Source organism: Streptomyces sp. NBC_01352, assembly GCF_036237295.1.
In the GTDB taxonomy this organism is placed as follows: Bacteria; Actinomycetota; Actinomycetes; order Streptomycetales; family Streptomycetaceae; genus Streptomyces; species Streptomyces plumbiresistens.
The window spans coordinates 4,646,328-4,668,751 of the sequence record NZ_CP108354.1; the positions used below are offsets into that span (position 1 = coordinate 4,646,328).

Annotated in this window: 21 protein-coding genes; 9 read left to right on the top strand and 12 right to left on the bottom strand. The window is 70.7% G+C overall.

All coding sequences use genetic code 11. The features are described 5' to 3' along the window. Positions 1 to 18: 18 nt before the first annotated feature. Positions 19 to 675, bottom strand: a complete 657-nt coding sequence (tsaB, locus tag OG252_RS21365; RefSeq protein WP_329337989.1) for a tRNA (adenosine(37)-N6)-threonylcarbamoyltransferase complex dimerization subunit type 1 TsaB — start codon at positions 673 to 675, stop codon at positions 19 to 21. A gap of 113 nt (positions 676 to 788) precedes the next feature. Between tsaB and OG252_RS21370 the strand changes: the two genes are divergently transcribed. After that, entirely contained in the window at positions 789 to 1,343 is a 555-nt protein-coding gene (locus OG252_RS21370) for a hypothetical protein (protein ID WP_329337991.1), read from the top strand. On the opposite strand, the gene OG252_RS21375 is transcribed toward OG252_RS21370, so the two are convergent. The 6 genes from OG252_RS21375 to OG252_RS21400 all read right to left on the bottom strand — a co-directional run bounded on the left by OG252_RS21375 (position 1,340) and on the right by OG252_RS21400 (position 7,336). After that, positions 1,340 to 1,510 (bottom strand): hypothetical protein, encoded by a 171-nt coding sequence (locus OG252_RS21375; RefSeq protein ID WP_266434949.1) that lies wholly within the window; start codon positions 1,508 to 1,510, stop codon positions 1,340 to 1,342. The two genes, OG252_RS21370 and OG252_RS21375, sit on opposite strands and share 4 nt — an antisense overlap. 135 nt (positions 1,511 to 1,645) lie before the next feature. After that, positions 1,646 to 2,158, bottom strand: a complete 513-nt coding sequence (gene tsaE, locus OG252_RS21380; protein WP_329337994.1) for a tRNA (adenosine(37)-N6)-threonylcarbamoyltransferase complex ATPase subunit type 1 TsaE — start codon at positions 2,156 to 2,158, stop codon at positions 1,646 to 1,648. Then, positions 2,124 to 3,368 carry an alpha/beta fold hydrolase gene (locus tag OG252_RS21385; protein WP_266434953.1) on the bottom strand — a complete coding sequence of 415 codons (1,245 nt, stop codon included), beginning with the start codon at positions 3,366 to 3,368 and terminating at the stop codon, positions 2,124 to 2,126. Before OG252_RS21385 ends, tsaE begins: the two co-directional genes overlap by 35 nt. A 127-nt stretch (positions 3,369 to 3,495) precedes the next feature. Further along, complete coding sequence (alr, locus tag OG252_RS21390; protein ID WP_329337996.1) at positions 3,496 to 4,656, bottom strand: alanine racemase; 1,161 nt, start codon at positions 4,654 to 4,656, stop codon at positions 3,496 to 3,498. A gap of 45 nt (positions 4,657 to 4,701) precedes the next feature. Beyond that, entirely contained in the window at positions 4,702 to 5,598 is an 897-nt protein-coding gene (locus OG252_RS21395; protein WP_329337998.1) for a L,D-transpeptidase family protein, read from the bottom strand. Positions 5,599 to 5,863: 265 nt separating this feature from the next. After that, complete coding sequence (locus tag OG252_RS21400) at positions 5,864 to 7,336, bottom strand: NAD(P)H-hydrate dehydratase (RefSeq protein WP_266434959.1); 1,473 nt, start codon at positions 7,334 to 7,336, stop codon at positions 5,864 to 5,866. 180 nt (positions 7,337 to 7,516) lie between these two features. Between OG252_RS21400 and OG252_RS21405 the strand changes: the two genes are divergently transcribed. Next, positions 7,517 to 8,677, top strand: a complete 1,161-nt coding sequence (locus tag OG252_RS21405) for a hypothetical protein (protein ID WP_329338001.1) — start codon at positions 7,517 to 7,519, stop codon at positions 8,675 to 8,677. A gap of 34 nt (positions 8,678 to 8,711) precedes the next feature. Here OG252_RS21405 and OG252_RS21410 read toward each other — a convergent pair whose 3' ends face one another. Continuing rightward, complete coding sequence (locus OG252_RS21410; protein WP_266434963.1) at positions 8,712 to 9,083, bottom strand: holo-ACP synthase; 372 nt, start codon at positions 9,081 to 9,083, stop codon at positions 8,712 to 8,714. A 235-nt stretch (positions 9,084 to 9,318) separates the two neighbouring features. Here OG252_RS21410 and OG252_RS21415 point away from each other — a divergent pair, with 235 nt between their 5' ends. Genes OG252_RS21415 through OG252_RS21425 form a run of 3 tightly spaced genes read left to right on the top strand, consistent with a single transcriptional unit; the run spans position 9,319 to position 13,984 of the window. After that, positions 9,319 to 12,192, top strand: coding sequence for a hypothetical protein (locus tag OG252_RS21415; RefSeq protein WP_329338004.1), 2,874 nt, complete (start codon positions 9,319 to 9,321; stop codon positions 12,190 to 12,192). A gap of 12 nt (positions 12,193 to 12,204) precedes the next feature. Then, positions 12,205 to 13,068, top strand: a complete 864-nt coding sequence (locus OG252_RS21420) for an immunity 49 family protein (RefSeq protein ID WP_329338006.1) — start codon at positions 12,205 to 12,207, stop codon at positions 13,066 to 13,068. Positions 13,069 to 13,123: 55 nt separating this feature from the next. Continuing rightward, on the top strand, positions 13,124 to 13,984 hold the full coding sequence (locus tag OG252_RS21425) for an immunity 49 family protein (protein WP_329338007.1): 861 nt from the start codon (positions 13,124 to 13,126) through the stop codon (positions 13,982 to 13,984). A gap of 11 nt (positions 13,985 to 13,995) precedes the next feature. Here the strand turns inward: OG252_RS21425 and OG252_RS21430 are convergent, their stop codons facing one another. Next, a complete protein-coding gene (locus OG252_RS21430; RefSeq protein WP_329338008.1) occupies positions 13,996 to 14,409 on the bottom strand; it encodes an ATP-binding protein in 414 nt (137 codons plus the stop codon). 222 nt (positions 14,410 to 14,631) lie between these two features. Here OG252_RS21430 and OG252_RS21435 point away from each other — a divergent pair, with 222 nt between their 5' ends. Genes OG252_RS21435 through OG252_RS21450 form a run of 4 tightly spaced genes read left to right on the top strand, consistent with a single transcriptional unit; the run spans position 14,632 to position 18,533 of the window. Further along, a complete protein-coding gene (locus OG252_RS21435) occupies positions 14,632 to 15,483 on the top strand; it encodes a helix-turn-helix domain-containing protein (protein WP_266448169.1) in 852 nt (283 codons plus the stop codon). A 7-nt stretch (positions 15,484 to 15,490) separates the two neighbouring features. Beyond that, on the top strand, positions 15,491 to 15,697 hold the full coding sequence (locus tag OG252_RS21440) for a DUF397 domain-containing protein (protein WP_329338010.1): 207 nt from the start codon (positions 15,491 to 15,493) through the stop codon (positions 15,695 to 15,697). A gap of 53 nt (positions 15,698 to 15,750) precedes the next feature. After that, positions 15,751 to 16,749 (top strand): hypothetical protein, encoded by a 999-nt coding sequence (locus tag OG252_RS21445; RefSeq protein ID WP_329338011.1) that lies wholly within the window; start codon positions 15,751 to 15,753, stop codon positions 16,747 to 16,749. A gap of 14 nt (positions 16,750 to 16,763) precedes the next feature. Then, entirely contained in the window at positions 16,764 to 18,533 is a 1,770-nt protein-coding gene (locus OG252_RS21450; protein WP_329338013.1) for a M16 family metallopeptidase, read from the top strand. A gap of 10 nt (positions 18,534 to 18,543) precedes the next feature. On the opposite strand, the gene glmS is transcribed toward OG252_RS21450, so the two are convergent. The 3 genes from glmS to OG252_RS21465 form a co-directional block, all read right to left on the bottom strand. Next, positions 18,544 to 20,391: a glutamine--fructose-6-phosphate transaminase (isomerizing) gene (glmS, locus tag OG252_RS21455; protein ID WP_329338015.1), complete on the bottom strand. Its 1,848-nt coding sequence runs from the start codon at positions 20,389 to 20,391 to the stop codon at positions 18,544 to 18,546. 121 nt (positions 20,392 to 20,512) lie between these two features. Beyond that, positions 20,513 to 21,322: an ABC transporter permease gene (locus tag OG252_RS21460; protein WP_266434982.1), complete on the bottom strand. Its 810-nt coding sequence runs from the start codon at positions 21,320 to 21,322 to the stop codon at positions 20,513 to 20,515. Beyond that, positions 21,319 to 22,329, bottom strand: coding sequence for an ATP-binding cassette domain-containing protein (locus tag OG252_RS21465; RefSeq protein ID WP_266434984.1), 1,011 nt, complete (start codon positions 22,327 to 22,329; stop codon positions 21,319 to 21,321). Before OG252_RS21465 ends, OG252_RS21460 begins: the two co-directional genes overlap by 4 nt. Positions 22,330 to 22,424 lie beyond the last annotated feature (95 nt).

Sequence of the window (22,424 nt, forward strand, 5' to 3'; positions counted from 1 at the left end):
TGCGGGTCACGGTGTCGGTCACTTGGGGGTGACCACCTTGTAGTTCTTGGGGACCTGGGCGTCGGGGCGGCGCAGGTACAGCGGCCGGGGAGCGGGAAGTTCCTCGCCCGCCGCCAGTCTCTCGGCGGCCAGCCGCGCGAGCGCCGCGGCGGACACGTGCTCCGGCTCGTGCACGACCGGGAAGGTGTCCGGGTAGAGCAGCGCGCCCGCGCCGACGGCCGGCAGTCCGGCGACCCGTTCGGCGATGTCGGCGGGCCGGTCGACCGCGGGGTCGGTGAGGCGGGTGCGGGAGTCGGCGTACTGCGCCCAGTAGACCTCCTTGCGTCGGGCGTCGGTCGCCACGACGAAGGGGCCCTTCTCGATGTCGGCCGCGTACGCGAGGCCGTCGAGCGTGCACACACCGTGCACGGGCACACCGAGGGCGAGCCCGAAGGTGTCCGCGGTCATCAGGCCGACGCGCAGCCCGGTGTAGGGGCCGGGGCCGATGCCGACGACGACACCGGTGACGGCGTCCAGCGTGAGACCGGCCTCGGCGAGCAGACGGTCGACGGCCGGCAGCAGCAGCTCACCGTGCCGGCGCGCGTCGACCTGACTCGACGAGGCGATGACGTCCGTGCCGTCGTACAGCGCGACGGTGACGGCGGGGGTGGCGGTATCCAGAGCGAGCAAGAGCACGCAAACAGCCTACGGCTCCCGCGCCGCGGGCACGGCCGTACAGATCGGGCCGTCACCTGCTGCTACCGTCGCGGCAAAGCGGGACGTACTACACAAGGCTGAGGTGGACGACGGTGGCAGTCAGCAGCTCGGGAATCGTGGCCGGGCTCACCGTGACGGCGCTGGCGACGGTCGGCTTCCTCGCCTACCAGGCCTCGGCGGGCGTCCCCGCGGACCTCGGCGGCCCCGACGCCGGCGGCGCGCTCGCGGCGGCCGCCTCGAAGGCACCCCGGGCCGTGCGGGACCCCGCCGCGCTGCCCGAGCGCTCCGGTACGGGTGAACGGGTCGTGTACTCGGTGGACGACGACCGGGTGTGGCTGGTCGGCCGGGGCGACAAGGTCAGCCGCACCTTCAAGGTCACCCCGGGCACCGTCGCCCCGGCCCCGGGCACCTACGCCGTCACGTCCCGCTCGAACCGGGTCACCGGCACCGACGGCATCCCCGTCGAGCACGTCGTGCGCTTCACCACCGTGAAGGGCGTACCGGTCGGCTTCAGCGCGGCGGTGGACGGCTCCACGCCGGCGCCCGCACCGACGGTCAAGGCGGGCGGCGTCCGGGAGTCCCGGGCGGACGGCGACGCGATGTGGAAGTTCGCGACGATCGGCGTGCGGGTCGTCGTGATCCGCTAGGCGGCCTTACGGTGCTCCGCCCGCGGCCGCAGCGCTTCGGGATCGGGCAGGCGCGGCGGCGTGGACACGGCAGTCGCGGCCGCGCAGGACGCCAGCAGATCGCGCATGGACACCCCGGCGACGACCGCGTAGGGCCGCGGCTCCGGCTTGTTCTCGGTGGCCGACATGGACGCCTCCTGAAGTTCGGGGGCGGGCGTAGTTAGGTAGACCTAACTACGGACTGGGTACCATGTGACCACGCCGAAGACGCGCAACGCAACATCTTGCCGACGTCTTGTCGGAACATTCATCAACCCGTGCGGTCAGGCGGCGAGCACGCTCAGATCCACCGCCGCCCACCGCTCCCCCAGCCCGGTCAGCGTCACGTGCCGCACCTCGTCGGTCGTATCTCCGACGGCCCGGTGGATCAGGACCTCCAGCCGGTCGTCGGTCAGCTCCTCGACCTTGCCCTCGCCCCACTCCACGACGATCACGGACTCGGGCAGCGAGACGTCGAGGTCGAGGTCCTCCATCTCGTCGAGCCCGCCACCCAGGCGGTACGCGTCGACGTGGACGAGCGGCGGCCCGTCCCCGAGGGACGGATGCACACGGGCGATCACGAAGGTCGGGGACGTCACAGCCCCGCGGACGCCGAGCCCCTCGCCGAGCCCCCGGCTCAGCGTCGTCTTGCCCGCGCCCAGCTCCCCGGTGAGCATCACGAGGTCGCCGGCGCGCAGCAGTTTGGCGAGGCGGCGGCCCAGCTCGCGCATCTGGTCGGGGGAGGTGACGGTCAGCTCGGTGTCAGCCGGGTCGTGCGGCGCTGCTGGTGCTTCCATAGCCATTCACGGTAGCGCCTGCGGGTACGGCACCCGCGCGGGTGAGGAGGTCGGCGAGGCGGTCGGTGACCACTTCCGGGTGTTCCAGCATGACCAGGTGCCCGGCGTCCGGCACGAGCACCAGCTCGGCGTCCGGCAGCAGGTCGGCGATGGCCTCGCTGTGCTCGCTGGGCGTGACGAGGTCCCCCACTCCGGCCAGCACGAGCACCGGCATGTCCGTGAAGAGGGCGAGGGCCTCGGTCTTGTCGTGGTCGTTGAACGCCGGGTAGTACTCGGCGACCACGTCGATCGGCGTGCCCTCGATCATCCGTTCGGCGAACCGGACGACGGCCGGGTCGACGTCCCGGGAGGCGAAGGAGTACCGCTTGATGACCCCGGCGAACAGGTCGGCGGTGGCCCGGCGCCCCTTCTCCACCAGGGCGGCCTGCTGCCCCAGTGCCCTCAGTACGCCGGGCAGCACCCGCCGTACGGCGTTCACACCGGCGACGGGCAGACCGAAGTTCACCTCGCCGAGCCGCCCGGACGACGTGCCGACCAGGGCGGCCGCCACCACCCGCTCGCGGATCAGCTCGGGGTACTGGTCGGCGAGGGCCATGACGGTCATGCCGCCCATGGAGTGCCCGACCAGCACGATCGGCCCCTCCGGCACGGCGGCGTCGATGACGGCCTTCAGGTCGCGGCCGAGCTGCTCGATGCTGACCGGCACGTCGTCCTGCACCTGGGCCACGCCCCGCGCGGACCGGCCGTGGCTGCGCTGGTCCCAGTGCACGGTCCGTACGACGCCCCGCAGGGCGGCGCGCTGGAAGTGCCAGGAGTCCTGGCTGAGGCAGTAGCCGTGACTGAAGACGACGGTGACGGGCAGGGGCGCCTTGCGGCCGAAGAGCCGCCGGCGCCGGGGCGCCGAGCCGCCTTCCGGCTCCACGTCGTCGACCTCGTAGTACAGCTCGGTGCCGTCGTCGGCGTACGCCTTGCCGGGCATGCCCCGCAAGGCGCCGTACGGCCCGGTCGAGTCGAGCGCGAGCCGTGCCTTCTTGCGCATGCCGCGGCCGACGGTGAGCCGCTCTATGGCGACTCCGGCGGCCGCGCCCGCGGCGACCACTCCTATGGCGGCGCCCGCGATGCCGGTCGCCCGGCGCCACCCGGCCGCCCCCGTGGCGGAGGCGACGGCCGCGGCGGCGTCCGCGACGACCTCCGCACTGCTCTCGCTCACGTACCGCTCCTCTTCGCCGGACTGACTGGTGGTTCGCTGCGCCGGATGACACAGGAGTTGCCGAATGGTGCTGGATGATGCCGGGCTTGCTGTGCTTCCGCGCTCCTGCGGTTACCCGGCTCGTTCCTCATTCCTCATTCACATAGACGCGGGGAACGCGCGTTCCGATCCGGGTGACGATCTCATACGCGATGGTCCCCGCCGCCTGCGCCCAGTCCTCGGCGGTGGGCTCCCCGCGGTCGCCGGGCCCGAACAGCACGGCCTCCGCGCCCGGTTCGGGCTCGTCACCGCCCAGATCGACGACGAACTGGTCCATCGCGACCCGCCCGGCGACCGTGCGCCACTTGCCGCCGACCAGGACCGGGCCGGACCCGGAGGCGTGCCGCGGGATGCCGTCCGCGTAGCCGACGGGCACGAGTCCGAGGGTGGTCTCGCCCGGCGTGACGTAGTGATGCCCGTAACTGACGCCGTGGCCGCCCGGCACCTGCTTGACGAGTGCGACGGACGCCGACAGCGTCATCACGGGCCGCAGGCCGAAGTCGGCCGGGCCGCCGATCTCGGCGCTCGGCGAGATGCCGTAGATCGCGATCCCGGTCCGTACGAGGTCGAAGCGGGCCTCGGGAAGCGTGAGCGTGGCCGGCGAGTTGGCGATGTGCCGCACCTCGGGCCGCACCCCCTGCCCCTCCGCGTAGGCCAGCATGTCCCGGAACCGGGTGAGCTGGGCGGCGATGGAGGGATGCCCGGGTTCGTCGGCGCAGGCGAAGTGCGACCAGAGCCCGGTGATCCGGATCAGCCCCTCGCCCTCGGCCTTCAGCGCCTCCCCGACGAGCTCGGCCCAGTCCTCACCCGGCTGGCAGCCGTTCCGCCCCAGCCCGGTGTCGGCCTTGAGCTGCACGCGTGCGGGAGTACCGGCGCGGCGAGCCGCCTCGGTGACCTCCCTGAGGGCCCACATCCCGCTGACCGACACGTCCAGGTCGGCCTCGACGGCCGCCTGCCAGGGCCCGCCGGGCGTCCAGAGCCAGCACATGATGCGCCCGGTCAGCCCGGCGGCCCGCAGCTGGAGGGCCTCCTCGGGCGTCGCCGTACCCAGCCAGGTCGCCCCCGCCCGCACGGCCGCGCGAGCGCACGGCACGGCCCCGTGCCCGTACCCGTCGGACTTCACCACGGCCATGACGGCCGCCCCCGCCGCGCGGGCACGCAGGGTCCGCACGTTGGCCCGCAGCGCGGCCAGGTCGATCTCGGCGCGGGCACGCAGCGGTGCGGTCGGGGCAGGTGCTGTCTCATTCATCGCGCCCCCAGTGTCTCAGAGGGGTCCGACAGGACCGCCGGACGCCTACGTCCCCGGCCTGTGCCCCCACACGTACACCCGATCACCCTTCTTCAGCACTCCCCACAGCTTGCGGGCGTCGCCCAGGCGCAGATTGACGCAGCCCATGGAACCGACCGTGGTGAAGATGCTGCCGTAGACGGCGTGGAAGGCCTGACCGCCGCTGAAGAACTGGGAGTAAGGCATGGGCTGGTTGTAGAGCGTCGACACATGGTTCTTGTGCCGCCAGTAGATCGTGTGCCACCCGGCCCGGGTCCGGTACCCCGCCCGCCCGCTCCTCATCGGCACCGGCCCGTACACGACCTTCTCGCCCTTCTGCACCCAGGTCAGCTGCCGCGTGAGATCGACACAAGCGACCCGGTACGACCGCACCGGACACTTCTTGGCGGCATTCGGGTTCTTCCTCGCGGAGATGAGCTGCATCCGCGCCCAGGTGACGGGCCCGGCGAACCCGATCGCCGGCTTGATCTTCTCCTTGACCTGGAACGCCCGGATCGCCTTGCAGTCCCCCGCCGACTGCTTCCCGTCCACCGTCCGCTTCAGCCACCGCTCGACCTGCCGCTGATAGGGCCCGGCGGACTTGGTGCACGCGACCCGAGCGACAGCATCGGCGAGCGGCACGAACTCGACGAGGTCGTACGTCCCCGCCACCGCACCCCGAGGCTCCACCGCGTCCTCCTCCGCGCTGGGCTCATACACCTGCGGGGGCAACGCCTGATCAGGCGTGTCGATCTGCCACGGCTGATACCCAGGCCCCGGCGCAACTCCAGGCACCAGCTCGCCCTCGGCCCCGGAAGCGGGCGGCACCGGCTCGGCGGAGGCGGCACCGACGGGGAGGGCGGCGGCTGCGGCTGCGGCGAGGACCACGGCAAGACATCGAGGCGCGATACGTCTGCTGATCATGCGATCAGAGAATCGCGGGGGTGTGAGGGGAGGGGGTTGCCGCGCGGTGGGATCACCCTTATTGCCGAGCGCCTGCACCTTCCAGCCCGTCCGGCGTTTGAGGACGAGGCCCTTCGGGCCGAAAAGCGGGGTCTGGGGGCGCAGCCCCCAGGGACGGGAAGGGAAGGGGCGGAGGGGGCGAAACACCCCAAGGGCACCCCCACCGCCGAGCACCCCTTCAGCCCCGTACGACTTCAGCCCCGTACGACTTCAGCGCCGCACGACTTCAGCCCCGTACGACATCCCGCCACGCCAGAGGCAAGGCCGCCGCCACATCATGCGCCCCCACCGGCGCCCCGTCCGCCGCCAACCTCCCCGCCAGCCCATGCAGATACGCCCCCACGCTCCCCGCATCGACCGCCGACAACCCCGCCGCCAGCAAAGACCCCGTCAGCCCCGACAGCACATCCCCACTACCGGCCGTGGCCAGCCAGGACGTCCCCGTCGCATTCACCCGCACCGCTGCCGCCGCCCCACCCCCCGGCCCGGCCACCAACGTCGTCGACCCCTTCAGCAGCACGGTCGCCCCGTACCGCCCCGCCAACTCCCGCACAGAGTCCAGCCGAGCCCTCTCGACCTCCTCCCGCGCGACCCCCAGCAGCGCCGCGGCCTCCCCGGCATGGGGAGTCATCAACGTCGGCGCGTCACGCCCCCGCACCGCGTCCACGTCCGCCAGCCGCAACCCGTCCGCGTCGATCAGCACGGGCACGTCCGCCGCCAGCACCTCCGCCACCGCCGACGCGTCGTCCCCGGCCCCGGGCCCGACGACCCACGCCTGCACCCGCCCGGCCTTCCGAGGCCCACGGTCCGACACCAATGTCTCGGGAAAGCGGGCGATGACGGCATCCGCCGCAGGCCCGACGTACCGCACGGCCCCGGCCCCGCCCCGCAGCGCCCCCGACACCGCGAGCACCGCGGCCCCCGGATACCGCGCGGACCCGGCGGCGATCCCGACGACCCCTCGCCGGTACTTGTCGCTCTCGGCCCCCGGCACCGGCAACAACCGCGCCACGTCCGCGTGCTGCAAGGCCTCCACCGCGGCCTCACCGGGCAGCGACAGCCCGATGTCGACGAGCCGGACAGAACCGGCGTACTCCCGCCCCGGATCGACCAGCAGTCCCGGCTTGTGCGTCCCGAAGGTGACCGTGAGGTCGGCCCGGATCGCCTCGCCGTCGACCTCACCGGTGTCGGGGTCGACGCCGCTCGGCAGGTCGACGGCGACGACGGCGGCCCGGGCCCGCGAGGCCAGCGCGGCGAGGGGCGCCGCGTCCGGCCGCAGCGGCCCCTTGGCGCCGATGCCGACGATCCCGTCGAGGACGAGGTCGGCCCGGTCGATCAGGTCGGCGGCGGCCCGCAGGAAGGCCGGGATGCCGTCCGCCTGCCTGCTCGGCGCCACGCCGCCACCGGCCCGCCGCAGCGCGGCAAGTCCACCGGCGTGGGTCCGTTCGGGCGCCAGCAGCACCGCCGTGACCCCGGCTCCGCGACGCGCCAGCCGGGCCCCGGCGTACAGCGCGTCGCCGCCGTTGTCGCCGCTGCCGACCAGCAGCACGACCCGGCTGCCGTACACCCGCCCCAGCAAGTCCGCGCAGGCGGCGGCGAGTCCGGCCGCCGCCCGCTGCATCAACGCCCCGTCGGGGAGCCGTGCCATCAGCTCCCGTTCGGCCGTCCTGACCGTCTCCACGCTGTACGCAGTACGCATGCCGTCGAGTCTCCCCCGTACCGCACGAACCTCGTCACAGGCATTGACCCTTTGCCACCCCTTTGCCAAACTCACCGGCCCCCACCGGATGAATCGATTCAGTCGAATCGATTCGACGAGAGCCACGAGAGCCCCAGAGACGTCACGAGTTCTACGGGCTCCACGAGAGGACGCACCCCCATGGGACGCAGAGCCGCACTCATCGCCGCCGCCGGTACAGCCGCCCTCCTGACCGCCGTCGGCACCCTCACGGCACCGGCCACCGCCGCCCCCGCACCGGCCGCGGCCGCCGCCTGTGGCGAAGGCTCCTACCAGGCCGAGGCCGTCCTCAACGGCAGCACCTGGACGGCCCGCCGCGGCAGCTCGACCGTCTACACCGGCACCGACCTGCGCGCGGCGGTCCAGGCCGCGGTCAACAGCCTCACCGCCGGCCGCACCGCCAAGGAGCGGGTCGTCGTGCGCGGCTCGGGCTCCATGTCCGCGGGCTCGCGCATCTCGCTCCCGAGCTACACCGCCCTCGACGTCTGCGGCACCATCAACGTCACCGGCACCGGCTCCGGCGACCAGGCACCGGTGTACTCCCGCGGCACCCGCGACATCGAGGTCCAGCACCTCAACCTCACCGGCAGCCCGCTCTACGGCATCTTCCTGCGCAACGTCCAGAACGTGGTCCTCGGCCAGCTCGACATGCGCCTCTCCGCGGGCCTCGGCGTACGCATCGACAACCGCGGGGACACCACCCAGTGGACGCGCAACGTCCGCATCGACAACGCGTACGTCTCCGGCGCCTCCAGCCACGCGGTCGAGACGTACGGCGTGGACGGCCTGACCGTCGGTACGGTCACCGCCCGCAACGTCGGCGAGTCGGGCCTGCTGCTGAACCAGACCATCAACGCGACGGTCACGAAGGTCGACGCGGACAACGCGGGCGCGGGCACCGGTTACGCGGCCTTCCGCATGGCCAACCGCAACGGCCGGGTCGGCAGCGGCTACCCCACCAACATCCGCGTCGGCGAGGTCATCGCGCGAGGCGGCGGACGCGGCGTCTTCTGCGTGTCGGAGAGCGGCGGCGCGGTCATCGACAAGGTGACCCTCTCCAACACCGGCAACAACGCGGTCCTGATCGAGAACTGCTACAACGTGAACCTCGCCGCCCAGAGCGGCACGGTCACCGGCGGCGGCGAGATCCGCCTCGCGGCCCGCTCCGAGTTCCCCAACAACTCGGACATCCTCATCCAGAACCTGACGGTGACCAACTCCGCGATCAGGGAGAGCCCCTGCGGCACGAACACCACGTTCCGCAACAACACGCTGGTCAACAGCAGCCAGTCGATCTGCTGACGGCCCGTACGGCAGGACACCTCGGCGGTCGTCGTCACCCTTCCGCGACGACGACCGCCGAGGCCACCCCCGCGTCATGGCTCAGCGACACGTGCCAGGACCGCACGCCGAGTTCCGCCGCCCGCGCCGCCACCGTCCCCGTCACCCGCAGCCGCGGCTGCCCGCTGTCCTCGACGTAGACCTCGGCGTCGGTCCAGTGCAGCCCCGCCGGGGCACCCAGCGCCTTGGCGAGCGCCTCCTTCGCCGCGAACCGCGCCGCGAGCGAGGCGACGCCCCGTCGCTCACCGCTCGGCAGCAGCAACTCGCTCTGCAGAAAGAGACGCTGTGCCATGTGGGGCGTACGCTCCAGCGCCGCCGCGAAGCGGTCGATCTCGGCCACGTCGATCCCGACCCCGATGATGCTCATGCCGAGCACCTTACGACCGGCGCCTCGGCCGACACGCGTGTCACTGCCGACGGCCGGCCGTCACCGACGCAAACGTTGACACAGGTCAGGGCCCCCTCATCCCTCGCAACAGCAACACCCCTCCCGGAACAGCCGTTCAGCTCCTACGCTGGAACCGCATTGCGGACGCGATACGTCCATTGATACAGATGCTCAAGTCGACGACGTCTGGGATTAACGGGGGGCGAGGGCCGGCGTGCTCAAACCGGGGGAGATACCGCAGTTCACTGGCAATCTGCCGCAACTGGAGACCGACTACGCGGAGCTGAAGAAGGACGCGGGCAACGTCCGCAAGACCGGCGGGGACGTCCACTCCCAGTTCCAGGGCCTGTCGGCGTACTACACGGCTCCGGAGGCGGAGCAGCTCTTCGCGACCACGAAGCCGGTCCAGGACCGGGCGGACGCGTTCGCCGACGACCTCGAGACGGTGTCCTCCGCCCTGTCGTCGTACGCCACCGAGATCCGGCCGCTCGTCGACAAGCTGGAGCAACTGAAGACCCAGGCCACGACGTTCGTCGACTCCGTCAAGGACGACGACGAGTGGGAGTACAACGGGGACAAGGTCGAGGAGCACAACCAGATCCGGGACGACATCACCGCGACGGTGGCGGCGTTCTGGGCCGCCGAGCGGACCGCCCACAACAAGATCACCGCGTTGTGGGGCGGCACCCAGATGGTCGCCGGTGACGGCTCCGAGCGCACGGACCAGTACGGGTTCAACGCCGAGGACATGAAGAACGCCCAGGTGCCGTGGGGCGATCCGGTCGAGGAGAAGCACCACTGGTACGAGGTCGGCCACTGGGTGAAGTCCTTCGTCTGGGACGGCCTGATCGTGGACGGCATCTGGGGCACCATCAAGGGCCTCGGCACGCTGGTGGGCTTCGGCGGCTGGGACGCGATGGGCCAGGCCTGGAAGGGTCTGGCGCAGCTGGCGACCGGTCTGGTGATCTCCTCCATCCCCGGTGCGGGGGCGTTGTTCTGGACGCTTCCGGACGACAAGCTGCCGTCCTGGATCCGTGATTCGCGTACCGCGATGAAGGAGACCGGCAAGGCGCTGGTCGCCTGGGACGAGTGGGGCAAGAACCCCGGCCGTGCGGCCGGTGCGGTCACCTTCAACGTCCTGACGACCGTGTTCACGGGCGGTGCGGGTGCCGGTGTGGCGGGTGCGGGCAAGGCGGGCGCGGTCGCCAAGGTGCTTTCGGCGGCCGGCAAGGCGGGCAAGGTCATCGACCCGATGACCTACATCGCCAAGGGCGCGGGCGCGGGCCTGTCGAAGATCGGCGACATCAGCGCGGCGCTGAAGGGCGTCGGCAACATCGACATCCCCGCCCTGCCGGAGAACGCGATCACTCTGCCAGAGGGCGCGCTCAAACTCCCGGACGGGACGGTGCGGTTGCCGGAGGGGGCGGCGATCCCGGCGGGCGCGACGGAACTGCCGGGCGGGAACATCAAGCTGCCGGACGACACCCCGGTGCTGCCGGAGGGCTCTACGAAGCTGCCCACCGAGGACGGTGCCCCGGCGCGCTACTACGACCCGGACGGCAACCTCCTCGACGAGAACGGCAACGTCCTTCAGCAGGCCAAGGACGGCCCCGGCGACGTCGTCGACCAGCCGGACAGCCCGAACTCCCCGGCCGCCGGCGCCGACAGCCCGAACACGCCCGCCCCGGTCAGGGAACCCGCCATGGCAGGCGCCCCCGCCCATGCCGCCGAAAACGCCGCCCAGAACATCAACCTGGGCAACAGCCTCGACAACGTCGGCGACGTCGGCCGCGTCGGCGATGACGTGGGCGCTCCCGGCAACCGTGTCGAGGGTCCGGGCGGAGTCGCCGACAACACGCCGGGCGGAGTTGCCGGCAATACCCCGGGGGGCGTGGCGGGCAACCTGCCGACCAACAGCGTGGACAACGCGGTTCCCGGCACCCAGGCGGGCAACAACGTTCCCGGCGGGCCGGGCAATCACGTCCCGGCCAACAGCGTGGACAACGCCGCCGCCGGCAGCGCGGACACCGGACTGCGCCCCGGCGGCCCCGGCGGCCCCGTGGGTCCGATCTCCCCCAGCGCCCTCGACGACCTGGCCGCCCGGTTCGGCGACGACGCCCTCCCCGGAATCGGCGACGACCTGGGCGACCTGGGCAGGACCGGCGACGACGCGGGCTCGCCCGCGAACACCGCGGACGAGGGCGCGGGTGCCGCCGACGAGTCGCAGCCGGCGCGGACCCCCGAGGAACAGCAGAAGATCATCGACGACCAGCTCCACAAGGCCAACACCGACCCGGACTGGTTCAAGGACCACTACCGCACGGACGGCCACCGGCACAGCATCGACGGGATCGACGGGAACGGCAACGCCCTGCCCGTCCTCGCCAAGGACGCGGACGGCAACTGGATCGCCCGGGACTCCATGCCCTCCAAGCAGCCGCCGCCGCGCATGGCCCCGGAGCCGATCAGCCCCAACGCCCTCGACAAGCCCCAGGCCGACTACCTCGACGGTGTGGCGAAGGACCGCCAGGTCGCCGGGGAACTCACCGCGGCGGAAAAGGCGGCCAAGGCTAACCCGGGCGACCAGGCACTTCAGGACGCACTCGCCCAGGCCCAGAAGGACTACGACGCACGGCTCGCCGGTACGCCGAACAACAGCGCCATCCCCGAGCGCCTCGGCGAGGACGCGGCCCGCGTCCACGTCGTTCCGGAGCGGTACGCGGACTACTCGCCCGTGACACTGCCGAAGACGCCCAACGGCGCCAACATGTTCGACCAGTTGTACAAGCGGGAGGACGGCAGCTATCTGATCGTCGAGGCGAAGGCGCCGCAGAGCGACCTGATCTGGCGCCAGGGCGCCGGACCCGCCAAGGGCTGGATGGTCCGGCAGGGCACCTCGGAGTACGTCCACACGATCATCGCCGAGATGCTGAGCCGCAAGGCCGCGGACGTCCGCATCGCCGGTGACCTTCTGCGTGCGTGGAAGGATGGCAAGCTGGACTACGTCCTGGTCAAGGCCAAGGAGAACACCGGCAGCTACGCCGGGGCCACCCTGGAGCAGTTCCCGATCAACTACAAGCTCGACTAGAGGAGAGCGTCAGTGGCCACGACCGTTCCCCGCCACGTGTATCCGACGGACGACGTGCCGGACACTCTCGACGCCCTCGGCGAGACGGCGAGCTGGATCCTCGACGAGTTCGCCGACTCGCCGGTCCTGCGGCCCCAGGCGCTGAGCACGGCGCTCAGCCTGGCCCAGCAGCACTGTGCGATCGACCCGCAGGCGGTGAAGTTCGAGACCTGGGAGGCCTGGGTCACCGCCATGCAGACCGGCGCCGCGCTGTTCGCCGCGGCGACCGCCCCCGAGGGCACCACCGTCACCTGCCGGATCAAGGAGCGGGAACGCACGCTGCCCGCCACCGGTCCCGAGTCGCATCTGAACGCGGGCACCTGGGTCACCGCCTTCTACCTGGCGATGATCTGCCGCGACAACGACCGCCTGCGGGCCCTGGCCGAGGTGCCCGTCTCGTTGCTGCGTGACTCCGGCGCCGTGTTCGACGAGTACATCTACTCCTGGGTGGAGACGCTGCAGAGCTTCTGGCTCGGCCGGCCGGACGTGGGCGAAAAGCTCGTCGCGGCAGTCGACGGCACCGCCCCGGAGGCCCTGCGGTACGCGGACGCGGATCTGATGGCGAAGGTCCTGTACCCGCCGCTCATCCTCCTGTACCGCGTCATCCGCCGGGACTCCGCGGAGTTCGACAAGGCACTGGGTGACGCACTGCGCTGGCACAAGGAGTACTGGACCGCCGATGAGGACCGGGCGACCAGCGCCGACAGCCTGGTAGCCCTCGGTCCGCTGGCCATGGCCTGTCTGGCCCGGGACCAGGGCCTGTCCGTGGAGGTCGAGTCCGAGTACCTGCCGAAGGCGCTCCTGGACTACGCCTGGATCGGCGAGATCGAGTACTGAATCTGAATCGAGTAGCGAGCGAAGGCGGAACACCGTCAGCAAAGGGAGCCGAACGGTGACCGTGATCGTAACTCGGCACGACTTCTCTGCCGATGATGCCGAAGGATGGTGCGAACTACTCCACGACGGAGCCGTTGAGGCCATCGATGAACTCGATGCGGATTCGAGGAATTTCGATCACGCTTTCCTCATGACACTCACCGAGGCAGAAGCGCGATGCCTCCGCGACCCGTTGGCCGAGTACGCTCCGACTTGGCGAGCGTGGGTGGCGGCGATGCAGGTGGGTTCCGCACTGTTCGCCTCAGCCACCGCGTCCGACGCCCGCGTCGAAGCGCGCATTGCCGGGAAATTGAGGTCCATCCCCGCCTCAGGTCCGCAGTACAGCGCGAATGCCGGAAACTGGCTCAAGGCTTTCTGGCTCGCCGTCATCTGCCGAGAGCAGGATCGGATGACGCAACTGTGCGCTGTTCCGATCTCCCTCCTTAGAGAGTCGGGGGCGGAGTACGACGAGTACATCTACGACTGGATCGACGCGCTGCAGAGCTACTGGCTCAACCGCGGCAATGTGAGCGAAAAGCTGGTTGCCGCGGTCGACGGGACCAAGCCGGAGACGGCTGTGATCGCCAGCCCCGAGCTCATGCTGAAGATCCTCTGTCCCCCGCTCGAACTCTTCTACCGCTACCTGCGCCAGGACAGCGAGCAGTTCAACTCGACACTCGCCGATGCCGTGCGCCGACACAAGGAGTACTGGACCGCGGACGAGGACCGCGCTTCCAGCAGCGAGGGACTCCTGGCACTCGCCCCGCTGGCCATGGCGTGCCTGGGGCACGACGCCGACTTCCCGGCCGAGGTTCGGTCGGACTACCTGCCCCAAGCACTGGTCGAAGGAGCCTGGATCGGCGAGTTCGAGTACTGAGCCAACGCCCGTCACGCCGAGGCAAGCTCGCACCACACGAACTTGCCGCGGTTGCCCTGCCTGGCCAGCGGATGCCACCCCCACAGGTCGGCACACGCCCGCACCAACGCCAGCCCCCGCCCCTCCTCCAATTCGGCGCCCTGCTCCAGCGACCTCGGCGGTTCGGGCGGCACCGGGTCGGCGTCCCACGCCCCGATCCGCAGCACCCCCGCCGACCAGCACACCCGGAGGGCGGCTGGCCCCTTGGTATGCCGTACGGCATTGGAGACCAACTCGGCGGCGAGGAGTTCGGCGACGTCGACGAGGCCGATCAGTCCGTGCATGGTGAGGATCAGGCGGAGGGTGCGGCGACTGACGGTGACAGCGCGCAGGTCGTTCGGGATGTAGAGGCAGTACTCCCACGGTTCGGCTTCGTTTTCGGGCATGGGTGAACTCCGTTCGGATGATGGGGAGTTGAGGACGCCGGGCGGTGGCAGTGCCGCAGCCGTCATGGCAGGACGGGGCGGTGCGCTTCCGGTACCCCGGGGGTTTCGCAGCGTGTGCGTCGCATCACCGACGGTAGGTCTAACCGTTTAAGTTTCGCAAGCCGATCGCATAACGTAGCCCCGAACGAGTCGCGCATACAGGCGCGTTGGGAGGAGCAGGCGATGGCATTGAGGCGCGAACCAACGGCACGTCAGATGCGCCTGGCGGTCGAGCTCCGGAAACTGCGGGACGCGGCGGGCCTCACGACCCGTGACGCGGCGGCACTGCTCGGGGTGAGCTCCGCGCAGATCAGCCAGATCGAGGCTGGCCTCGCGGGGGTGAGCGAGAAGCGGTTGCGCCGCCTCGCGGCCAACTACGCCTGTTCAGATGCCGAATTGATCGATGCCCTGGCGGCCATGGCGACCGACCGAACCCGAGGCTGGTGGGAGGAGTACCGGGGCATCCTCCCCTCCGCTTATCAGGACCTGGCCGAGCTTGATCACCACGCCACCTTCCGCCACGACGTGACGGTGATTCACGTGCCGGGGCTCTTTCAGACGGCGGACTACGCGCGGGCCCTCTTCGCTTACATGAACCCGGAATTCCCCGAAAGCGAGGTGGAGCTCCGGGTGGAGCACCGGATGAAACGAAAGGTGGTCATCGAAGGCCCCGATCCCATCCCGTACGAGACCGTGATCCACGAAGCCGCACTCCGGATCAAGGTGGCCGGACGCACCGCCTCGCAAGCCCAACTGGCCCGCATCCTGGAGATGTCCGAGGCTGATCACGTCACTGTTCAGGTCATCCCCTTCGCCCTGGACGACTTCGCCGGAGCCGGGAGCACCCTGGTACACCTGGGCGGAACGGTCCCCCGTCTGGACACCGTGGTGCGCGACGCCCCGCACGGCACGGCCTTCCTCGACTCCGAGGCCCAACTGGAGCACTTTCGAACGCTCTTCCGTAGGGTGAAGGAAGCGTCACTCCCCCCGGAGCAGTCACGCGACCTCATCCACCAGTTGGCCAAGGAACTGTGAGGACGACATGACCACCCCCACCCACTGGAAGAAGTCCTCCTACTCCGGTGGAGGTGAGGGCAACGACTGCGTCGAGATCGCGAACTCCCCCACCCACATAGCCATCCGCGACTCAAAGGCCCCGACCCGCGCCACCCTCACCTTCCCGACCGGAGTCTTCGTCCCCTTCGTGGACGCCCTCAAGAGCACCCTCGTCACCCCCGTATCTCAGTAACCCCGCGTCACCTCTCCCTGCTAGCCTGCGGGCACTCCGCGCACGGATACGCCATGGGGGGCGGCCATATGGGCAAGAGCATCGTCGGCACGGGGGCCGACAAGGACGGCAGACCCGGCGGCTCATCGGGACCGGTGACCGACCCGTTCGACGCGCTGCCCGCGCTGGCGCCGCTGCGCACCGCCGCGTGGGACGGCGACTGGGCGGCCACCCAGGCCTTTTTCGCGGGGATCGACTCGGCCGAGGACGTCTCCTTCGCCTCCGGGCTCCTCGCCCACATCGGCAGGGCCGAGTGGTACCTGGAGAAGGCCGCGAAGGCCCTGCCCGCCGATCCGCTGCCGCGCACGCTGCTCGCCGAGCGCTACATCCGCATCGGTTGGGAGGCCCGCGGCGGCGCCCGGGGCGAGGATGTGTCGCGGGACCAGGCCGACCTGTTCCACGGCTGGCTGCGCAAGGCGGAACGGCTGTTGATCGAGGTGTGCGCCGAGGAGCCCGCGTACGCCCCCGCCTGGACCGCCCGGCTGCTGACCGCCCGTGGCCTGGAGCTGGGGCAGTCCGAGGCCCGGCGGCGCTACGACCGGCTGTCGGAACACCACCCCCAGGACTACCGCGCGCAGTCCCAGTTGCTCCAGCAGCTGTGCCCCAAGTGGGGCGGTTCCTGGGAGGCCGCGCACGGCTTCGCCCAGAAGTGCACGAGCGCCGCACCCGACGGCTCGCACGCCGGAGTGCTGGTCGCCGAGGCCCACATCGAGCACTGGGGTGACCTCAAGGGCGCCGAGGCCACGGAGTACCTGCGGAACGTGTCGGTCCGCAACGATCTGCGCCGCGCCGCCCAGATCTCCGTGCTGCACCCCGACCACCGCCGCGGCTGGTACCGGATCGACGGCCACAGCACCTTCGCCCTGGCCTTCTCCCTCGGTGGCCATCTGGGGGACGCCGCACGGCACTTCGCCGCCCTGGGAGACACGGCCTCCGAGTCCTTCTGGCGTTACCTGCCCGACTGGAAGAGCCGGTTCGCGCAGTACCGCACGGCCGCGTCGGCGACAGCCTGAGGCAGGAGACGACCATGACCACGCAGGACACGACAGCCACGGAACAGACGGCGAGCACCGGCCGCGGTGTCCTCGACGGCATCGTCGGCCACACCACCGTCCACGGCATCCCCGCTCTCTTCACCCCACGTCCCGGCGAGATCACCGCAGGTCTTCTCTTCCGCGTGGGCCGCGCCGACGAGACCCTGGCCACGACCGGCCTCACCCACCTCGTCGAGCACCTCGCCCTGTACCGCCTCGGCCTGTCCGACCTGCACTACAACGGCGCCACTGCGGACACGTACACCCTCTTCCACGTCACCGGCGACGAGGACGAGGTCGTCACGTACCTCAACAGCGTCTGCGCGGCCCTGCGCGACCTGCCGATGGACCGTCTGGAGACGGAGAAGGAGATCCTGCGCACGGAGGCGGGCAGCCGGGGGAACGGCCCGTTGTCCCGGATGCCTCTCTGGCGTTACGGAGCCCAGGACTACGGCCTGTCGAGCTACGACGAGCTCGGCACCCACGGCCTGACGGCCGACCAGGTACGCCACTGGGCCGAGACCCGGTTCACCCGGGACAACGCCGTGCTGTGGCTCACCAGCGACCGCGTACCGGACGGCCTGGACCTCACCCTGCCCGCCGGCCGCCGCTTCCCCCCACCGGCCGCGTCCAGCACGCTGCCCGTCACACCCGCCTACATTCGCGGCGACGACGGCCACCTCGTCTTCACCTCCGTACTGCGCCGCTCCACCGCGGCTGCCGTCTTCGCCGAGGTCCTGGGCCGGGCCCTGTTCCAGGACCTGCGCCAGAAGGGCGGTTACTCGTACTCGGCGGAGGCCGACTACACCCCGCGTGACGCCGACTTCGCCACCCTCACCGCGTACGCCGACGCGCTGCCGCAGAAGCAGGACGCGGCGGTCGGCGGATTCGTGGACACCTTCGCCCGGCTGCGCGCGGGCCGCATCGAGCAAGCCGAACTGCACTCCGCGCGCGGCAAGTTGCTCAAGCGCTACGACGCCCCCGACCTCGGCGCGGCACTGCTTCCGTCGTACGCGCTCAGCCTGCTGCTCGGCCACCCCATCCTGCCCGCCGAACAGCAGGCGGCCGAACTCCGGGCGGTCACCGTTGAGGACCTGCGCGACATCGCCCGCGAGGCGTGGGACGCCGGGCTGCTCCAGGTGCCGACCCAGGGCGCCGACTGGGCAGGCCTCACCCCCGCCCCCCACCACTCGCCGTCCGGGGTCTCCGGCACCCTGCACCCGTCGCTGGAGGACGACGACGTCACGCTGGTCATCGGCGCCACGGGCGTCACCCTGTCGCTGCCGGACGGCCTGATCACCGTGCGGTACGACGCCTGCGCCGCGATGACCACCCGCCCCGACGGGGCCCGGTGCCTGATCGGCATCGACGGCTTCCGCGTGGCCGTGGAGCCGACCCTCTTCGGGGACGTCACGGCCGAGCGGATCGCGGTGCTGGACGCGGCCGTCCCCGCCGCCGCGGTCGTCCCGCTGCCGGCCCGCACCGCCCAGGAGATCCCTCAGCCCCGCGAGCAGGCAGCCCCCGTTCCCCAGGCGCAGAGAAGAACCAGGGAACGGAAGCCGGCCGGGCACGTGACGGGACGTTTCCTCTTCCTGACCGCGCTGGCCGTGCTGTGGCCCGTGCTCCTCACCGCCCTCGTCGTCAACGGGATCCACGAATCACCGTCGATGGGTTTTGCCGCCGTCGCCGGGATCATGCTGGAGTTCTGGCTGATCCGCCTCGCCCGCATGGTGTACCGGGACGAGCAGCACGAACACAGTTGACCTGGCCGCCCTACTCCACCGTCACCGACTTCGCCAGGTTCCGAGGCTGATCCACGTCGTTCCCCCGAGCCGTGGCCAGCTCACAGGCGAACACCTGCAAGGGCACGGTCGCCACCAGCGGCTGAAGCAAGGTCGGCGTAGCCGGAATCCGGATCAGGTGATCGGCGTACGGCACGACCGCCTCGTCGCCCTCCTCCGCGATGACGATCGTCCGCGCACCCCGCGCCCGGATCTCCTGGATGTTGGACACGATCTTGTCGTGCAGTACGGACCGCCCCCGAGGCGACGGCACAACGACCACCACAGGCATGTCGTCCTCGATCAAGGCGATCGGCCCGTGCTTCAACTCGCCCGCGGCGAAGCCCTCGGCGTGCATGTAGGCGAGTTCCTTGAGCTTCAACGCGCCTTCGAGCGCCACGGGATACCCCACATGCCGCCCGAGGAACAGCACCGTCCTCTTCCCCGCAAGGGACCGCGCCAGCGCCCGCACCGGCTCCATGGTCTCCAGCACTCGGTCGACCTCACCGGAGATGTGCGACAGGTCGCGAATCACGGCACTGATCTCGTCGCCCCACTTGGTGCCGCGCACCTGCCCCAGATACAGCGCGACCAGATAGCAGGCCACGAGCTGCGTCAGGAACGCCTTCGTCGAGGCGACCGCGACCTCCGGCCCTGCATGCGTGTAAAGCACCGCGTCCGACTCGCGGGGGATCGTCGACCCATTGGTGTTGCAGATGGCCAGCACCTTGGAGCCCTGCTCGCGGGCGTGCCGTAGGGCCATCAGGGTGTCCATGGTCTCGCCGGACTGAGAGATGGCGATGACCAACGACCGGGCATCCAGAATCGGGTCCCGGTACCGGAACTCGCTCGCGAGCTCGACCTCGCACGGAATCCGCGTCCAGTGCTCGATGGCGTACTTGGCGATCATCCCGGCGTGGAAGGCCGTGCCGCACGCGACGATGACGACCTTGTCCACCTCCCGCAGCTCACCGGCGGAGATACGGACCTCGTCCAGTGCCAGCGAGCCGGACGCGTCGATGCGGCCCAGCAAGGTATCGGCGACCGCCTTGGGCTGCTCGGCGATCTCCTTGAGCATGAAGTAGTCGTAGCCCCCCTTCTCGGCGGCCGAGGCGTCCCAGTCGACGTGATACGAGCGCACGTCCGCCGGACGGCCGTCGAAGCCCGTGACTGTCACCCCGTCCCGCCGCAGCTCCACCACCTGGTCCTGGCCCAGTTCGATCGCCGAGCGCGTGTGGGCGATGAACGCGGCGACGTCCGAGGCGAGAAAGGCCTCGCCGTCTGCGACGCCCACCACGAGCGGCGAGTTCCGCCGCGCCCCCACGACAACATCAGGCTCGTCCGCATGCACCGCGACCAGCGTGAACGCGCCCTCCAGCCGCCAGCACACCAGCCGCATCGACTCCGCCAGGTCGGAGGTCACGGAGAACTCCTCGGCGAGCAGATGGGCGACGACCTCGGTGTCGGTCTCGGAGCCCAGCGAATGCCCCCGCTCCTCCAACTCGGCCCGCAGGGCGGCGAAGTTCTCGATGATCCCGTTGTGCACGACCGCGACCCGCCCCGCGTTGTCGAGGTGCGGGTGCGCGTTCGCGTCCGTCGGTCCCCCGTGCGTGGCCCATCGCGTGTGCCCGATGCCCGTCACACCGGTCGGCAGCGGCCGGTCGACCAGTTCCTTCTCCAGGTTGAGCAGCTTCCCGGCCTTCTTGGCCGCCGCCAGCCCGCCGTCCGCGAGCACGGCGACGCCTGCCGAGTCGTACCCCCGGTACTCCAGTCGCTTCAGTCCGGCCATCACGACATCAAGCGCCGACTGCGACCCCACGTATCCCACGATTCCGCACATGGACCGCAGCCTAGGGGCCGACGACCGCCGGAACTCAGCACTTCCTGCCCGAAATCGGAAATTCCCAGCGGCTTACGGACCCTCCGAGACCCTCCGAGACCCTCTGAGACCCTCCGAGAGCTCATACCTTCGCCCGATAGGCCCTCATCGCCAGCGGATAGAAGACGAGCGCGATTCCCGCCGCCCAGACCAGCGACCACAGCACCGGCTCCGCCACCGGCCCGCCGAGCAGCAGCCCGCGGAAGGCGTCGGACAGATGGGTGACCGGGTTGACGTCGCTCCACGCCTGGAGCCAGCCGGGCATGGTGTCCACGACGACGAACGCGCTGCTGGTGAACGTGATCGGGAAGATGAGCGTGAACGCGAACGCCTGCACCTTCTCCGCGTCGCCGGCGAGCATCCCGATCAGCACCGCGCCCCACGACACGGCCGCGGCGAACACCACCACCAGCAGTGTGCCGAGCAGGAAGCCATCGAGCCCGCCCGTGATCCGGAAGCCGAGCAGCAGACCGAGCCCGATCATCAGCAGCAGGGCCCACACATGCTTGGCCAGGTCCGCGGTGATCCGCCCGATCAGCGGCGCGGACCGCGCTATCGGGAGGCTGCGCAGCCGGTCGAAGACGCCCTTGGTGAGGTCCGTGTTGAGCGCCATCGCCGTGTACATGGTCATGAACAGGGTGTTCTGCACGATGATCCCGGGCAGCGCGTACTTCAGATACGCCTCGGGCGATCCGGCCATCTGCCCGCCCAGTACGTACGTGAACAGGAACACGAACATGATCGGCGTGATGCTGTAGTCGACCAGTTCGAGCGGGTTGTGTTTGACGGCGACCAGGCTGCGCCAGGCCATGGTGAACGTCTGCCGCAGTCCGTCGAGGGGCCGCACGCGGCCGGATTCGGTGACCGGCGCCGTGATGGTGGTGGCGGTCATGGCCGCACCACCGCCTTCTGGAGCTCACTGTCGTCCTCCCGCACGGCCGCTCCGCCGTTGCCCTCCGGCCCGCCCGGTTCGGCGCGATGGCCGGTCAGGGCCATGAAGACCTCGTCGAGCGAGGAGCGGCGCAGGGCCAGCTCGCCCACCGCGATGCCCTCACGGTCGAGCGTGCGCACGACGGCCGGCATCAGCTCGGGGTCCTTCACCGGCGCCGTGATGGTCCCGCCCTCTATCTGGGCCTGCGGACCGGCCGCCTGGGCGACGAGCGCGTGCACCCGCGTGAGGTCCTGCGCCAGCACCGGCCGCAGTTGCAGCACCTGACCGCCGACCTGCGACTTCAGCTGGTCCGGCGTGCCCTCGGCGATCACCCGGCCCTTGTCGATCACCACGATGTCGTCGGCGAGCACATCGGCCTCGTTCAGATACTGCGTGGTCAGCAAGGCCGTCGCGCCGTCCGCGACCAGGCCCCGCAGCATCTTCCACAGCTCACCGCGGCTGTGCGGGTCCAGGCCGGTGGTCGGCTCGTCGAGGAAGAGGATGCTGGGCCGGCCCACGAGGCTGGCCGCCAGGTCCAGGCGCCTGCGCATGCCCCCGGAGAAGGTCTTGACGGCCCGCCCGGCCGCGTCCGTCAGCTGAAAACGCTCCAGCAGCTCACCCGCCCGCGCCTTGGCCTCCCGCCGCGGCAGACCGAGCAGCCGGCCGATGAGCAGCAGGTTCTCCGTGCCGGTCAGGTTCTCGTCCACCGCCGCGTACTGCCCGGTCAGCCCGATCATGGCGCGCACGACCCCGGCCTCCCGGACCACGTCGTGCCCGGCCACCCGGGCCCGGCCCGCGTCGGGCCGAAGCAGCGTCGCGAAGATCCGCACCGCGGTCGTCTTCCCCGCGCCGTTGGGACCCAGCAGCCCGAGCACCGAGCCCTTGCGGGCCCCCAGGTCGACCCCGGCCAGCGCCTCTGTCTCCTTGAACCGCTTGACCAGGCCTTCCGCCTCAATCGCATACGTCATGGGTCACCCCTCGGGGTTCGTGGACCCCGGCCTGGGCCCACCCTTCCCACAACTGTGACGCACGCCACTGACATTCCCCGTCTTGCCCCGGTTCG